This window comes from Alterluteimonas muca, from assembly GCF_021191595.1.
GTDB classification, from domain to species: domain Bacteria; phylum Pseudomonadota; class Gammaproteobacteria; order Xanthomonadales; family Xanthomonadaceae; genus Luteimonas; species Luteimonas muca.
The window spans coordinates 281,074-295,006 of record NZ_JAIWPS010000001.1 but is presented as its reverse complement, the minus strand read 5'-3'; the positions used below and the strand labels follow the sequence as shown (position 1 = coordinate 295,006).

The following is a 13,933-nucleotide window of genomic DNA, read 5'->3' as shown; positions in this document are numbered from 1 at the left end:
CGCGAGAGTCTACTCGCGAACGATCTGTGGCTGGCCGAAGCCGAGCCCGGCACAGCGGGCGGTCACATCGGCGACCTGGTGCGAGGCGACGGGGCCGACGCGCAGGCGCCACACCGGCTTGCCGGCAGCCACGCCATCGACCAGTTGCGCGTCACCGACCCCGGCGCCGCGCAGCATCGACAGCGCGCGCTCGGCATTGTCACGGGTGCCGAAGGCGGCGACCTGCAGGGTCACCGCGGCACCGCCGGAGACGGGGGTGACGGCTGGCGACGCGTCTGGCGTGGCGGGCGTGGCTGGCGCGGCCTGGCCACTCGACGGCGGCGTGGCTGGACGACCGGTGGCGACACGGATCTGCCGCTCCTTCATCCAGGCATCGAACTCGTCGGCGGTCATCGCGCGGCCGTTCTGGTGCATGTCGAAGCGCCATTCACCGGCCGGTGCCGGCGCGACCCCGGCGCTGGCGACGGGTGCAGGCCGTTCGCCCGCATGCGCGCTGGCCATCGGCAACGCGGCGACCACGCGGTCGATCGCACTGGCAGCCGGCGGTGCGGCGGTGGCGGGGGTGGCCAGCTCCGGCGCGGCCGGGGGCAGTGCCTGTGCGTAACGGCCGGCCTCGTGGCGCGCGTTCTCGCCCGGGCTCAGCGCGACCACCTCGACCTCGGCGGTGCCGGCGCGGTGCATGTCGAGCTTCACCGCCGCCGCCCAGCTGAGGTCGACCACCCGGCCCTCATGGAACGGCCCACGGTCGTTGACGCGCACCACCACCGAGCGCCCGTTCTGCAGGTTGGTCACCCGCGCGAAACTCGGCAGCGGCAACGACTTGTGCGCCGCGGTGAAGGCGTACATGTCGTACACCTCGAGGTTGGAGGTGCGCCGGCCATGGAACTTGTTGCCGTAGTACGACGCCCGGCCACGTTCGCTGAAGCCTGTGGTGTCTTCGAGCACGTGGTAGGACTTGCCCAGCACCTGGTAGGGGCTGCGGTTGCCGTAGGCCGAGCGCGGCTCATCGACCACCTCCGGTTCCGGGATCGCGTCGACGTCGGGGATGTAGTCCGGGGCGCTGTCCTGGATATGCGGCGCGTACAGGCCGCCAGCGACGTAATCGCCGCGCTTGCGGGGGTCCTCCTGCGCCGGTGCGTACGGCGAGCGGCGCGCGCTGCCGGAGGGCGCTGCCACGGGGCCCGTGCTGGCCCCGGCATCCGGGGCCGCGGCCTTGCGCGGTGTGCCGCTGCAGGCGCCCAGCAGCAGCACCGCGCCGGCAGCCGCCAGCCACCTCATGGCCCGGCGGCTCCCGCGCGGATGGACTGCGCAAGCTGGTGCACGGCCAGCGAGTACATCGGCGAGCGGTTGTAGCGGGTGATCACATAGAAGTTGCGGTAGCCCAGCCAGTACTCTGGGCCGCTGTCGCCGTCGAGACTGATCAGCGTCGCGCCCTCGGCCACCGGCTCCCCGGCACGCGGGGTGTAGCCGCGCTCGGCCAGCGCGGCCAGCGGATGCACCGGGTCCATGGTGTCGGGGCGGAAATCCTCGGCACCGGGGGCGCGGTCGGCGCGTGCCACCACCGGTGCGCCGCGCTCCCATCCGTGCACGACGAAGTAGTTGGCGATCGACGCGAACACGTCCGGCAGATGGGTCAGCAGGTCGCGACGGCCATCGCCGTCGCCATCCTTGGCCCACAGGCGGTAGCTCGACGGCATGAACTGGCCCATACCCATCGCACCGGCGTAGCTGCCCTTGAGGGCAAGCAGGTCGAGCTGCGGCTCCGCCTTCTGCAGCGCGAACAGCTGCGCGAGTTCGCCGGCGAAGAACGGTGCACGCCTGGGGAAATCGAAGGCCAGCGTGTAGAGGGCATCGACGACCCGGTAGTTGCCGGTGACGCGCCCGTAGCTGGTCTCCACGCCGATGATCGCGACGATCATCTCCGCCGGCACACCGGTTTCGGCCGCCACCCGGTCGAGTGCCGCGCGGTTCTCGCGGTAGAAGCGGATGCCGCCGTTGATGCGCTGATCGTTGATGAAGATCGGGCGGTAGTCGCGCCACGGGCGTACCGCTTCGGCAGGGCGCGACATCGCATCGAGGATCGGCTGGCGCAGCTGTGCCTGGGCCAGCACCTCGCGGATGTGCCGTGGCTCGACACCGTAGGTACTGGCGGTGTAGTCGACGAAATTGGCGATGCGCTGTTCGCGCGGGATCGCCGGATCGGTGACCGACTCCGGTGCCACGGGGCGCTCCGGTGGCTGCGGTACCGGCGGCAGCGTGGTCGGGCCGGCCGCACTCGCGGTCGCCGGCGGCGCGCTGGCCGACACCTGGTCGACGGGCGGTGGATTGGCCTGCGTCGCACAGGCGACCAGGGCGAGGGGCAGCAGGCTCGCGGCAAAGCCGCGGAAAACAGGGGTGCGTCGGGTCATCGGCGCGAGGTTAGCACGCACGTCGCGGGCGTCGAACCGGGGATGCGCGCGATGTTCAGGCTGCTCCCGCGATCGCGCCGCGGTCAGGCCCGGCGTGCGCCGGCGTGCGCTCGCACCGACATCACCACGCCCATGCCCGCCAGCAACGACACCGCCGCGGTGCCGCCGTACGACAGCAGCGGCATCGGCACGCCGACCACCGGCAGCAGCCCGGAGATCATCCCGCCATTGACCAGCACGTAGACGAACAGCGACAGCCCGAGTGCGCCGGCCACCAGCCTGCCGAAGCCATCTCGCGCCTGCGCGGCAATCCACAGGCAGCGCGCGACCACGAACAGGTACAGCGCCAGCGTGACCATCACCCCCAGCCAGCCGAACTCCTCGGCCAGCACCGCGAAGATGAAATCGGTGGTGTGTTCGGGAACGTAGTTGAGATGCGACTGGCTGCCCTGCCCCCAGCCCATGCCGCGCAGGCCGCCGGCGCCGATCGCGATCTTGGACTGGATGATGTTCCAGCCCGCGCCCAGCGGGTCCTGCTCGGGATCGAGGAACATCAGCAGGCGGTCCTTCTGGTAGGGCATCAGCAGCCAGAACCACGCCACCGGCGCCGCGGCCGCCAGTGCGCCGAAGGCGGCCACGAACCACCACCACGACATCCCCGCGAGATACAGCACGAACAGACCACTGGCCGCCACCAGCACCGCGGTGCCCAGGTCGGGCTGCAGCATGATCAGCCCGGTCGGCAGGCCGACGATGGCCAGCCCCACCAGCACCCCGGTGATGCTCGGCGGCAGCGGCGCGCGGTTGAGATACCACGCGGTCATCATCGGCAGGCTGAGCTTCATCAGCTCCGACGGCTGCAGGTAGAACACGCCGAGGTTGATCCAGTGCTGGCCATGGCGGCCGGTGCCCATGAACAGCACCGCCACCAGCGGCAGCAGCGACAGGCCGTAGCCCAGCGGGGTGATTGCGCGCAGGGTCAGCACCGGCACCCGCGACAGCAGCCACAGCGCGCCCAGGCCGACGCCGTAGCGTAGCGCCTGCGCGGTCAGCATCGCCTGGCTGTGGCCGCCGGCGCTGTAGAGCACCGCGAGGCCGATGCCCATCAACGCCAGCAGCGCGCCCAGCAGCGGCCAGTCGAGGGTGCGGGTGAAACGCTGCAGCAGGTCCAGCAGCCAGCGCAGGATGACGTTCATGGTGCACCCGCCTCCGCGCCCGCGGTGGCACCGGGCGCGCCGATCGCATCCGTCGCGTTGCGCAGGACCCAGGCATCGAAGATGCGCCGGGCGATCGGCGCCGCGGTGGCGCCGCCGTAGCCGCCGTGTTCGACCACCACCGCCAGCGCGATGGTGGGGTTCTCCGCGGGCGCATAGCCCACGAACAGCGCCTGGTGGCGCAGGTGGTACGGCAGCGCGCGCGGGTCGAGGTTGGCGCTGCCACGGCGGCCGATGCGCTGCGCGGTACCGGTCTTGCCGGCCATGCGGTAGCTGGCGCCCTGCGCCATGCGTGTCGCCGTGCCGCGGCCGTGGATGGTCGCCTCCATCCCCTCCTGCACCGCGCGCAGGTGTTCGACGTTGTCGGTGATGCGCGGCGCAGGCTCCGCCGGTACCGCGCGCCACGGCTGGTCGTATGCGGTCTTGCGTTCGGCCACCAGCCGCAGCGGATGCAGCACGCCGCCGTTGGCGATCGCCGCGGTGCCGCGCGCAAGCTGCAGTGCGGTGGCGATCCAGTAGCCCTGGCCGATGCCGGCGATCACCGTCTCGCCGGCATACCAGGGCTCGCGGCTGCGACTGGCCTTGTAGGCCAGCGATGGCACCACGCCGGTGTTCTCGCCGACCAGGTCGATGCCGGTCGACTGGCCGAAGCCGTAGCGGTGCATGTAGTCGGCGAACCGCTCGATGCCCATCTCGTAGGCGAGCTTGTAGTAGTAGTAGTTCACCGACCGCGAGATCGAATCGCGCAGCTCGGTCCAGCCGGCGCCGCGCGAGGCGTCGCGATAGCCGCGACGCTGGCCCGGGATGAAGAACTCGCCGGTCGAGAACACGCCGTCGCCGGGCGTACGCAGGCCGCTGTCGACGCCGGCCAGCGCCACGAACGGCTTGATCGTCGACCCCGGCGGGCCACCACCCAGCACGTTGCGGTTGAACAGCGGCCGCGCCGGGTCGTCCATCAGCTGGCGGTAGTCGGTGTGCGAGATCCCGTTGACGAACAGGTTGGGGTCGAAGCTCGGCAGGCTGACCATGCCCAGCACCTGGCCGCTGGCGGGATCCACCGCCACCGCGGAGCCGTGCATCTCGCCGAAGGCATCCACCATCGCCTGCTGCAGGTCGAGGTCGATGCTCAGGCGCAGGTCGGCACCGGCAGTGGCGGGCACGCGACCCAGCGTGGCGAGCGCGCGGCCCTCGACATTGGTTTCCACCTGTTCGTAGCCCACCACGCCGCGCAGCGCGTCCTCGTAGGAGCGCTCCAGCCCGGTGCGCCCGGTATGCGGGAACAGCACCTGGTTGGCGCCGTAGCGGCCGACGTCGTCCTCGTCGGTGCGCCCGACATAGCCGATGACATGCGCGAACAGCGCGCCGTACGGATAGCGGCGGTTGAGATAGGGCACCACGTCGACGCCCGGGAAGCGCCAGCGGTCGACCGCGAAGCGCGCGGCCTCGTCGTCGGTGACGCGCAGCTTCAGCGTGAGCGCACGGAACCCGCGGTTGACCCGGCGCTCGGCGCGGAAGCGCTCCACCTCGGCCGGATCGAGCTCGAAGATCTCGGCCAGCCCGTCGAGCAGGCGGTCGATGTCGCCGGCCTGCTCGGGGGTGACCTCGAGCCGGTAGGCCGGCACGTTGTCGGCAAGGATGCGGCCCTGGCGGTCGTAGATCAGCCCGCGCCCGGGCACCACCGGCCGCGGCTTGATGCGGTTGGCCTCGGAGCGGCGCGCGTAGTCGCCGTGGTCGATCACCTGCAGCTTGAAGTACCAGCCGGCGAGCCCGGCCATCGCCAGCACCACGCCGATGAAGCCGATCAGCGCACGGCGGCGGAACTGCTCGGCTTCCGCGCCCGGGTTGCGCACACGGCGCTGGCGGCGCACGTCCATCATCTCAGCCGGCCTTCCGCCGGCTCAGGCGAAACGAATCCAGCAGCACGAACAGCGGCGGCCACAACAGCATGCCGATCACCGGCGCCAGCCAATAGCTCCACGGCAGCTGCGGGATGCCCATGGCCAGATGCACCGCGGCATTCACCACGCGGTCGTTGAGCAGCAGCCCGCCGATCGCCAGTGCCTGCTGCGGCACCGGGAAGAAGCGCAGCTGGTTGCGGAAGCGCTGCAGGATGAAGGCGAGGATCACCAGCCGCATCGCCTGCTCGCCGAGCAGGCTGCCGAAGGCGAGATCGGCCAGCAGACCGACGCCGAACGCGAAGCCCAGCCCCTGGCGGCCCTCGCCCTCGATCACCCAGTAGGCCACCACCAGTGCCAGCCAGTACGGGCGCAGCGGCTGCAGCAGCTCCGGCAGCGGCAGCAGGCCCAGCAGCAGCGCCAGCAGCACGCTGACCGGCAGCACCCAGCTGTTGCGCGCACGCCTCATGGCGTGGCCTCCGCCGGTGCGTCGGCGGGCAGCGCGGCGGCGGCGGTGGCGGGGCTGACATCGCGACCACGCACGACGCCGGCACCGATGGCCGTCCACTCGGCCGCGCGACGCGCCACCGCCGGCAGCGGGCCGCGGCCTTCGCGCAGCAGCAGCACGTCGCGGCCGCGATCGATCTGCGCGGTCGGCATCACCTCGCCGACCAGGAACGCGCGGCTGTCGTCGGGCGCCAGCGTGGCGATGCGGCCCACCGGAAACCCCGGCGGGAAGCGCCCGCCCAGGCCCGAGGTCACCAGCACGTCGCCGGGCTCGACATCGCTCGACAGCGGCACGTTCGGCAGCCCCAGCAGGTCGGCGCGGCCCTGGCCGTAGACGATCAGGCGCACGCCTGTGCGCACCACTTCCACGGGAATCGCATGGTCGGGGTCGGTCAGCAGCAGCACGGTGGCGGTGGTCGGCGTGGTGGCGATGATCTGGCCGAGCACGCCGCCGGCATCGATGACGCTCTGGCCCACATGTACGCCATCGCGGCTGCCGGCGCGCAGGGTCAGGCGCTGACGGGTGGGATCGAGGTCGATCTCGAGGATCGGCGCGAGCTGCACATCCATGCGGCCGTCGTCGGTGGCTTCGAGCATGGCGCGTAGTCGCTGGTTCTCGGCGGCCGCGGCCTGCATCCGTGCCAGTCGTGCATTGACCACCAGCAGTTCGTTGCGCAGGCGGTGGTTGTCCTCGGCCAGCAGGCTGCGGGTGACCGCATCCTCGCGCACGCTGCGGCCCAGCCGCGACGGCAGGCCCGCCAGCCACCACAGCGGCTGCATCGCCACGTTGGCCTGCGCGCGCGCGCGCGACAGCCACTCGCCATGGTGGTCGGCCACCAGCAGCCCGACCGAAATGGCGAGGAAGGCGAGAAGACGGAGCGTGCCGGCAACATCGCCGGAGCGGGGCGCAGCAGGACTGTAGGACACCCCAGAAATACCTGACCAGTTCAACAAAGTGTTTCAGAACGCCGCTTGCGAAGGTATCCGAAGCGACTCCCGCGTGGCACGAACTCCCCCTCTCCCGCCCGCGGGAGAGGGATGGGGTGAGGGGAAACGCGCGTAACTTCCGCCCTCACCCCAACCCCTCTCCCGTCAACGGGAGAGGGGCTCCAGAGCACGACGCGGGAGAGCGCCTCCGGAACCTGACGCTCGCGCCATGAACGCCGATCGATGCTGCCGCACCGCCATCAATCCGCGGTAAAGAACTCGTTGCCGTGCAGGTCGAGCAGTTCCAGTGCGCGGCCACCGCCGCGGGCCACGCAGGTCAGCGGGTCGTCGGCCACCTGCACGTGCAGGCCGGTCTCCTCGCTGATCAGGCGGTCGAGGTCGCGCAAAAGCGCGCCACCACCGGTGAGCACGATGCCGCGCTCGGCGACGTCGGCGCTCAGTTCCGGCGGGGTCTGCTCGAGCGCCTGGCGTACCGCGGCGACGATGCCCATCAGCGGCTCGCGCAGCGCCTCGAGCACTTCGTTGGAGTTGATCTTGACCATCTTCGGCACGCCCTCGGCGAGGTGGCGGCCGGAGATCTCGGTCTCCTCCACCTTCTCCTGCGGGTAGGCGCAGCCGAGTTCGATCTTGACCCGCTCGGCGGTGGCCTCGCCGATCAGCATGCCGTGGTTGCGGCGCACGTAGTTGATGATCGACTCGTCGAAACGGTCGCCGCCGATGCGTGCCGACTGCGAGTACACGATGCCGTTGAGCGCGATCACCGCGACCTCGGTCGTCCCGCCGCCGACGTCGACCACCATCGAGCCGCGCGCCTCGGTGACCGGCATGCCGGCGCCGATCGCGGCGGCCATCGGCTCCTCGATCAGCGAGACGTCGCGTGCACCGGCCTCGAGCGCGGAATCCTTGATCGCGCGCTTCTCCACCTGGGTGGAACCGGCGGGCACGCAGATCAGCACCCGCGGGCTGGGCCGCAGCAGGCGCGACTTGTGCACCTTGCGGATGAAGTGCTTGAGCATTTCCTCGGTGTAGGTGAAGTCGGCGATGACGCCGTCCTTCATCGGCCGGTGGGTGGTGATGTTGCCCGGCGTGCGGCCCAGCATCTGCTTGGCCTCGCTGCCGACCGCCGCCACCACCTTCTGCCCGCCGGCACGGTCCTGGCGCACTGCGACCACGGACGGCTCGTTGAGCACGATGCCCTGGCCACGCACGAAGATGAGGGTGTTTGCGGTGCCCAGGTCGATGGACAGGTCGTTGGAGAACAGACCGCGGAACTTTTTGAACATCTGGGAAGAGGGTCCGTGAGGGTGGCGCGGCGGGGAAGGCGCGCGTCAAGGGGGCGTCAAGCCTAGCAAAAAAGGGCCTGCCGCAGTGGCCGGTGATGGCCGGAAAACCGTGCTGCTGCCATGGTTTAGCGCCGACGGGCAGGCTTTCCGGCAAGGCACAACGGGGCCCGTGGCGCAACTGCGGTGTACCCTATGCGGCTTTACGTCGCCCGAGCGCTTGCCGATGTCCGTCCTGATCTGCGGATCCCTGGCCTACGACACCATCATGGTGTTCCCGGACCAGTTCAAGAACCACATCCTGCCGGACAAGGTCCACATCCTGAACGTCTCGTTCCTGGTGCCCAGGATGCGCCGCGAGTTCGGCGGCTGCGCCGGCAACATCGCCTACAACCTCAAGCTGCTGGGTGGCGACCCCGTGCCGATGGCCACGGTCGGCCAGGACTTCGGCCCCTACCGCGAGTGGTTCGAGGAAAACGGCATCCGCCTGGACCAGGTCAAGGTGCTCGACGACCTGTTCACTCCGCAGGCCTTCATCACCACCGACCTCGACAACAACCAGATCACCGCCTTCCATCCCGGCGCGATGATGCGCAGCTACGAGAACCACGTGAAGGATGTGGCGGGCGTGAGCTTCGGCATCGTCAGCCCCGACGGCCGCGAGGGCATGCTGCAGAACGCCGTCGAATTCGCCGCGATGGGCGTGCCCTTCATCTTCGATCCCGGCCAGGCGATGCCGCTGTTCAACGGCGAGGAACTGCGCAACTTCATCGAGCTGGCGGACTACGTGACCGTCAACGACTACGAGTCCAACCTGCTGCAGGAGCGCACCGGCTGGAGCGAGGGCGACATCGTCAAGCGGGTCAAGGCCTACATCACCACCCGCGGCCCGAAGGGTTCGGAGATCCACACCGACGGCAAGAGCTACCACGTGCCGCCCGCGCACGAACGCCGCGTGACCGACCCCACCGGCTGCGGCGATGCGTTCCGCGCCGGCCTGCTGTTCGGCATCCAGAAGGGCTACGACTGGGAAACCATCGGCCGCATCGGCAACCTGATGGGCGCGCTGAAGGTGGAGCACCCGGGCACCCAGAACCAGCGCTTCGACTACGACGAGTTCGCCGAACAGTTCCGCCAGCAGTTCGGTTACTCGCTGGCCTGAGGCCAACCGGCAAGCGGGCCGCGCACGACGCGGCCGGCTTCAGCGTATGCAGGCCGCGGCTGCAGCCGTGGGGGGCTTACCCGGACCACGTTGCTACCGGTGACCGGGATAGCGCGGCGCAGCCTCGATCATGTCGCCGCGACGAGCCGATCGAGCAGCGCCTGCCTCAGTCCCAGCCCGGCATGCGCGTACGGTCGAGGCCGCCGACCTCGAACCCGGCGGCGCGGGTGCCGCCGGCCTTGACCGGGAATTCGATCGACAGCGTCTCCGCGCCATCGAGCAGCCGCCACAGCGCGCGCTCGTCCTCGATGAACATCGCGATGGCCTCGTCGGTATCCGGGCGGCTTGCCGCCATCCGCCGCGGCTCGCCGCCATCGATGGCGACGTTGACCCGGCAGCCGCGGTAACAGTCGAAGTCGCCGGCCTTGAGCACGAGATAGCTGCTGCGCCCCCATTCCGGATGGTCGCGGAAGATCAGCTGGACCGGCCCGGTGCCGCTGCCGTCGGTGTCGACCGCTTCGCGCGCATCGATCGCGGCCGAGCGCTGCTCGCCACCCTTCACCGCGATCGACTGGTAGCTCCACAACGCCGCGGTGCGGGTGGCTTCGCGGGCCGCCTGGGCTTTCGCCGCGACCTCGTCGAAGCGTTCGCGCACGCGTGCGGCAGCTTCGGTATCGGGCCAGCGCATGAACAGCACGTCGCCCTGCGCCTTCGCCAGCGCCCAGTTCTCCTCGGCGACCGCCTTCCCGAAGCCCTGCTCGGCTTCCTGTGCCTGTTGTTCCGCGGCCGCGGCGCGCGCCTCGGCCTGTGCCGCCGCTGCGGCCTCGCGGTCACTGCAGGCGGTCAGCGCGAATGCGCCGAGCAGCACGGGAACGAGAAGGCGGAAGCGGGGCATCGCAGGGATCCGGCCGTGGAGACGATGCAAGCTTAGCGGCTGTGGCGGACAGGCGGCGACACCGTGGGCGCTGATGCCGGCAACAGCGGCGCTCGCGGCGATCCGCAGTGTCGGGCGACGGGCTGCACGGATTTCCTGCGGCGGAGATTCCGGGATCCGCATGGACTGTCGCCCTCATCCCTGGAAATCCCTCTCCCGCAGGGGAGAGGGATCAGGGCACGCCATCCGGCTGGAGGGGCTTAACGTGCCGGAGCGCCGGAAGCGGGCTGCTTACCCAGCCCGGTCGTGGCCTGCGCCGGATCGACCGGCGCCTGTCTCGGCCTGGCCTCGTCGATGATCCGCTGCACCGAAGCCGCAGTGATCGGATGGCTGCCCGGCCGTGCGCGCTCGAACACCTGCCTCGCAAGCGCCAGGCCTTCCGGGGTCTGCACCAGCGCGGTGTAGATCGGCAGGATCAGCTTGCGCCGGCCGACCGTCTGCAGGAACTCGGTCATCGGCTCGAACGCGAGCATGTAGCCGCTGCGCACCGCCAGCGGATACCAGCGCATCGCCAGTTCGCCGTTCGGCGTGCCGGTGAAGCGGTAGGCGGTGTCGAGCTGCGCCATCTGTTCCTGGGTCAGGGTCTGCGGCATGCCCTCGAGGAAATGGATCCATTCCTGGGTGGTCCATTCCGCGGTGAGCTGCTGCGGTGGCAGTTGCGCGCTGCCCAGCCATGCCAGGCGCGCCGAATCGACCAGGCCGAGCTTCGGCGACAGCACCTGCGGTGCGGATGCAGGAATACCCGGCGCGTACAGCCACTCCTGGATCTCGGCCTCGGTCACCGCGTCGGGATGGGCGTTGAACAGGTGTTCGCGCGCGTAATCGAGGAACTGTTCGGTGGTGATCGACTGGAACGCGAAGTGGTCGAAGTAACCACGCAGGAACGCATCGAACACCTCGCGGCCGAAGCGCTGTTCGAGAAACTGCAGGAACCACGCGCCCTTGTCGTAGGACACCGCGCTCAGCGCGTCGTCGGCGTCGAGTTCGGTGCCGGGCTTCACCGCCAGCGCCTGGGTGGCCTCGGGCATGTCGCCGATGCCGGACTTCAGCGCGTCACGGGCGATGACGAACTCCATGTCGCTGAATTCCTTGCCGTACAGCGACTCGACGATGCGGTTCTCGACGTAGCTGGTCATGCCCTCGTTGAGCCAGCCATGCTTGGCGCTGGCAAACGTCACCAGGTTGCCCGACCAGCTGTGCGCGAGTTCGTGGGCGATCAATGACACCAGCGAGCGGTCGCCGACGATCACAGTCGGGGTGATGAACGACAGCCGCGGATTCTCCATGCCGCCGAACGGGAACGACGGCGGCAGCACCAGCAGGTCGTAACGCTCCCAGCGGTACGGGCCGTACAGCGCCTCGGTCACCTCGATCATCTTCTCGGTGTCGGCGAATTCCGCCACCGCGCGTTCGACCATCGCCGGTTCCGCCCACACGCCGGCGCGTGCGGAGATCGGCTGGAACACCAGGTCGCCGGCAGCGATCGCCATCAGATACGAGGGAATGCGCTGCGGCATGCGGAAGCTGTATTCGCCATCGCGCTGCGCGCCCGGGTCGTTGTCGGCGCTCATCAGCACCATGACGTCGGGGCGGGTGCGGATCGTTGCGGAGTACGTGTAACGCACTGCCGGCGTGTCCTGCAGCGGCACCCAGCTGCGCGCGTGGATCTGCTGCGACTGGCTGAACATGAAGGGCAGCTGCTTGCCCTCGGTCATCTCCGGGGTCAGCCACTGCAGGCCCGATGCGCCGGGGGCGGTGCGATAGGTCACGCGGATCTTCGCGTTGCGCTCCGGCGCCTGCACCACCAGCCGGCTGCCGAGGCTGGCGTGCGCGTCGTCAAGCGCGAACTCCAGCGGCTGCCACTGGCCGTTTGCCTCGCCGTCCACGCGCTCGATGGTCAGCTCACGGGTATCGAGCGCGAGCTCGGTGGCCGCGTCGTCCTTCCACTCCAGGGTGTAGGTGGCGGTGCCGGCCAGCGTGCGGCTGTCGAAATCCAGGTCGAGGTCGAGCGCGAGGTCGTCGATGACCACGCGGGTGGGCTCGGCATACGAATGTTCGTCACGGTCCGCGGTGGCCACCGGGGCCTCCTTCGCGGGGACGGGCGTGGACGCGTCAGGCGTGGGTGCGCGGTTGCAGCCGGCAAGTGCGAGCGCCGCCAGCGACAGCGCGCAGGCGATGGAACGGAGTGGGCGCATCGGGGGTTTCCGTGCAGGGGGACCGCACGATTCTACCCGCCGACCGGCGACGACCGGCCCGGCCTGTTCAGGCCTTGCAGCCATCGTGCACCGCGACGATCCCCGCCGACAGGTTGCGGTAGCGGGTGCGGGCGAAGCCGGCGCCATCCATCATCGCCTTGAGCTCGTCCTGCGGCGGATGCTTGCGGATCGATTCGGCCAGGTAGCGGTAGCTGTCGGCATCGTTGGCGAACAGCCTGCCCAGCCGCGGCAGCACCTGGAACGAATGGAAGTCGTAGATCGGGCGGAACCATTCCGGCTTGACCTCGGAAAACTCCAGCACCCGCGCCTGCCCGCCCACCTTCAGCACGCGGTGCATCTCGCGCAGCGCCGCGTTCTTGTCGGTCACGTTGCGCAGGCCGAAGGCGATCGTCACCAGGTCGAAGCTCGCATCGGGAAACGGCAGCGCCTCGGCATTGCACTGCACGTATTCGAAACCGCGCACGCGGCCGCGGTCGGTCATGCGGTCGCGGCCCACGCGCAGCATCTCGCCGTTGATATCGCCCAGCACGATGCTGCCGGCCTCGCCGACGCGATCCTTCAACAGCGCGGCGATGTCGCCGGTGCCGCCGGCGAGGTCGAGCACGCGGTCGCCTCGCTTGACCTGCGCGGTGGCGGTGAAATAGCGCTTCCAGACCCGATGGATGCCGAGGCTCATCAGGTCGTTCATCAGGTCGTAGTTGCGCGCGACCGAGGAGAACACCTGGCCGACCAGCTTCTGCTTCTCGCCGGTGGGCACGTCGCGGAAGCCGAAATCGGTGGTGCCGGGCTTGTCGGATTCGTTCATGGGCGGATTATCGCACCGCCGGCGGCGATCGCCGTGCATGCGACACTGCCCGCCCCTTTGCTGCCCTGCCCCGCCATGACCACGCCCGACTACCGCGCCCTGCTCGACACCGCCATCGCCGAAGCCCGCCAGGGCCTGGCCGAGGGCGGCATCCCGATCGGCGCGGCGCTGTTTGCAGGCGACGGCCGCGTGCTGGGCTGCGGCCACAACCGCCGCGTGCAGGAGGACGACCCGTCCATCCACGGCGAAACCGACGCCTTCCGCAAGGCCGGCCGCCAGAAGAGCTACCGCAACGCGATCATGGTCACCACGCTGGCGCCGTGCTGGTACTGCAGCGGGCTGGTGCGGCAGTTCAACATCGGCACGGTGGTGGTCGGTGAATCGGTGAACTTCGGCGGTGGCATCGAGTGGCTGCGCGAGGCCGGCGTCAACGTGGTCGACCTCGCCGACGAGCGCTGCATCACGATGATGGGCGAGTGGATCGCGGCCAACCCGGCACTGTGGAACGAGGACATCGGCGAGGACTGAGCGCGCCGCCGCTGTAGAATCCGCGCCGTTGCGCCA

The 13,933-nt window shown here is 69.9% G+C and carries 11 protein-coding genes and 1 pseudogene; 2 read left to right on the top strand and 10 right to left on the bottom strand.

Going from position 1 to position 13,933, the window contains the following annotated elements:
• Positions 1 to 9: 9 nt before the first annotated feature.
• The 7 genes and pseudogenes from LDO11_RS01345 to LDO11_RS01315 all read right to left on the bottom strand — a co-directional run bounded on the left by LDO11_RS01345 (position 10) and on the right by LDO11_RS01315 (position 8,255).
• On the bottom strand, positions 10 to 1,278 hold the full coding sequence (locus LDO11_RS01345) for a septal ring lytic transglycosylase RlpA family protein (protein ID WP_232139927.1): 1,269 nt from the start codon (positions 1,276 to 1,278) through the stop codon (positions 10 to 12).
• Positions 1,275 to 2,408: a lytic murein transglycosylase B gene (gene mltB / locus LDO11_RS01340; protein WP_232139926.1), complete on the bottom strand. Its 1,134-nt coding sequence runs from the start codon at positions 2,406 to 2,408 to the stop codon at positions 1,275 to 1,277. The genes LDO11_RS01345 and mltB overlap by 4 nt, the downstream gene beginning before the upstream one ends.
• An 83-nt stretch (positions 2,409 to 2,491) precedes the next feature.
• Positions 2,492 to 3,604 (bottom strand): rod shape-determining protein RodA, encoded by a 1,113-nt coding sequence (gene rodA / locus LDO11_RS01335; RefSeq protein WP_232139925.1) that lies wholly within the window; start codon positions 3,602 to 3,604, stop codon positions 2,492 to 2,494.
• A 62-nt stretch (positions 3,605 to 3,666) separates the two neighbouring features.
• Positions 3,667 to 5,490, bottom strand: a pseudogene (gene mrdA / locus LDO11_RS01330) (penicillin-binding protein 2); the annotation flags it as partial.
• Positions 5,491 to 5,500: 10 nt separating this feature from the next.
• Entirely contained in the window at positions 5,501 to 5,986 is a 486-nt protein-coding gene (gene mreD, locus LDO11_RS01325; protein ID WP_232139924.1) for a rod shape-determining protein MreD, read from the bottom strand.
• Positions 5,983 to 6,951, bottom strand: coding sequence for a rod shape-determining protein MreC (gene mreC, locus LDO11_RS01320; protein ID WP_232139923.1), 969 nt, complete (start codon positions 6,949 to 6,951; stop codon positions 5,983 to 5,985). The genes mreD and mreC overlap by 4 nt, the downstream gene beginning before the upstream one ends.
• A 260-nt stretch (positions 6,952 to 7,211) precedes the next feature.
• On the bottom strand, positions 7,212 to 8,255 hold the full coding sequence (locus tag LDO11_RS01315) for a rod shape-determining protein (protein WP_100323310.1): 1,044 nt from the start codon (positions 8,253 to 8,255) through the stop codon (positions 7,212 to 7,214).
• A gap of 223 nt (positions 8,256 to 8,478) precedes the next feature.
• On the opposite strand from LDO11_RS01315, the gene LDO11_RS01310 reads away from it, so the two are divergent.
• Positions 8,479 to 9,414: a carbohydrate kinase family protein gene (locus tag LDO11_RS01310; protein WP_232139922.1), complete on the top strand. Its 936-nt coding sequence runs from the start codon at positions 8,479 to 8,481 to the stop codon at positions 9,412 to 9,414.
• 166 nt (positions 9,415 to 9,580) lie between these two features.
• Here the strand turns inward: LDO11_RS01310 and LDO11_RS01305 are convergent, their stop codons facing one another.
• The 3 genes from LDO11_RS01305 to ubiE all read right to left on the bottom strand — a co-directional run bounded on the left by LDO11_RS01305 (position 9,581) and on the right by ubiE (position 13,369).
• The gene (locus tag LDO11_RS01305; protein ID WP_232139920.1) at positions 9,581 to 10,309 is read right to left on the bottom strand and encodes a hypothetical protein; all 729 of its coding nucleotides are present in this window, start codon (positions 10,307 to 10,309) and stop codon (positions 9,581 to 9,583) included.
• 239 nt (positions 10,310 to 10,548) lie between these two features.
• Positions 10,549 to 12,543, bottom strand: coding sequence for a M1 family metallopeptidase (locus tag LDO11_RS01300; protein ID WP_232139918.1), 1,995 nt, complete (start codon positions 12,541 to 12,543; stop codon positions 10,549 to 10,551).
• A 67-nt stretch (positions 12,544 to 12,610) separates the two neighbouring features.
• A complete protein-coding gene (ubiE, locus tag LDO11_RS01295; RefSeq protein ID WP_232139916.1) occupies positions 12,611 to 13,369 on the bottom strand; it encodes a bifunctional demethylmenaquinone methyltransferase/2-methoxy-6-polyprenyl-1,4-benzoquinol methylase UbiE in 759 nt (252 codons plus the stop codon).
• A 75-nt stretch (positions 13,370 to 13,444) separates the two neighbouring features.
• On the opposite strand from ubiE, the gene LDO11_RS01290 reads away from it, so the two are divergent.
• Positions 13,445 to 13,897, top strand: a complete 453-nt coding sequence (locus LDO11_RS01290) for a nucleoside deaminase (protein ID WP_232139915.1) — start codon at positions 13,445 to 13,447, stop codon at positions 13,895 to 13,897.
• Positions 13,898 to 13,933 lie beyond the last annotated feature (36 nt).

Excerpts from the sequence above, each read along its gene's own strand:
- mreD (WP_232139924.1), bottom strand. The coding sequence starts at position 5,986 with ATGAGGCGTGCGCGCAACAGCTGGGTGCTGCCGGTCAGCGTGCTGCTG.
- LDO11_RS01345 (WP_232139927.1), bottom strand. The coding sequence starts at position 1,278 with ATGAGGTGGCTGGCGGCTGCCGGCGCGGTGCTGCTGCTGGGCGCCTGC.
- LDO11_RS01310 (WP_232139922.1), top strand. The coding sequence starts at position 8,479 with ATGTCCGTCCTGATCTGCGGATCCCTGGCCTACGACACCATCATGGTG.
- rodA (WP_232139925.1), bottom strand. The coding sequence starts at position 3,604 with ATGAACGTCATCCTGCGCTGGCTGCTGGACCTGCTGCAGCGTTTCACC.
- LDO11_RS01300 (WP_232139918.1), bottom strand. The coding sequence starts at position 12,543 with ATGCGCCCACTCCGTTCCATCGCCTGCGCGCTGTCGCTGGCGGCGCTC.
- LDO11_RS01290 (WP_232139915.1), top strand. The coding sequence starts at position 13,445 with ATGACCACGCCCGACTACCGCGCCCTGCTCGACACCGCCATCGCCGAA.
- mltB (WP_232139926.1), bottom strand. The coding sequence starts at position 2,408 with ATGACCCGACGCACCCCTGTTTTCCGCGGCTTTGCCGCGAGCCTGCTG.
- LDO11_RS01315 (WP_100323310.1), bottom strand. The coding sequence starts at position 8,255 with ATGTTCAAAAAGTTCCGCGGTCTGTTCTCCAACGACCTGTCCATCGAC.
- ubiE (WP_232139916.1), bottom strand. The coding sequence starts at position 13,369 with ATGAACGAATCCGACAAGCCCGGCACCACCGATTTCGGCTTCCGCGAC.
- LDO11_RS01305 (WP_232139920.1), bottom strand. The coding sequence starts at position 10,309 with ATGCCCCGCTTCCGCCTTCTCGTTCCCGTGCTGCTCGGCGCATTCGCG.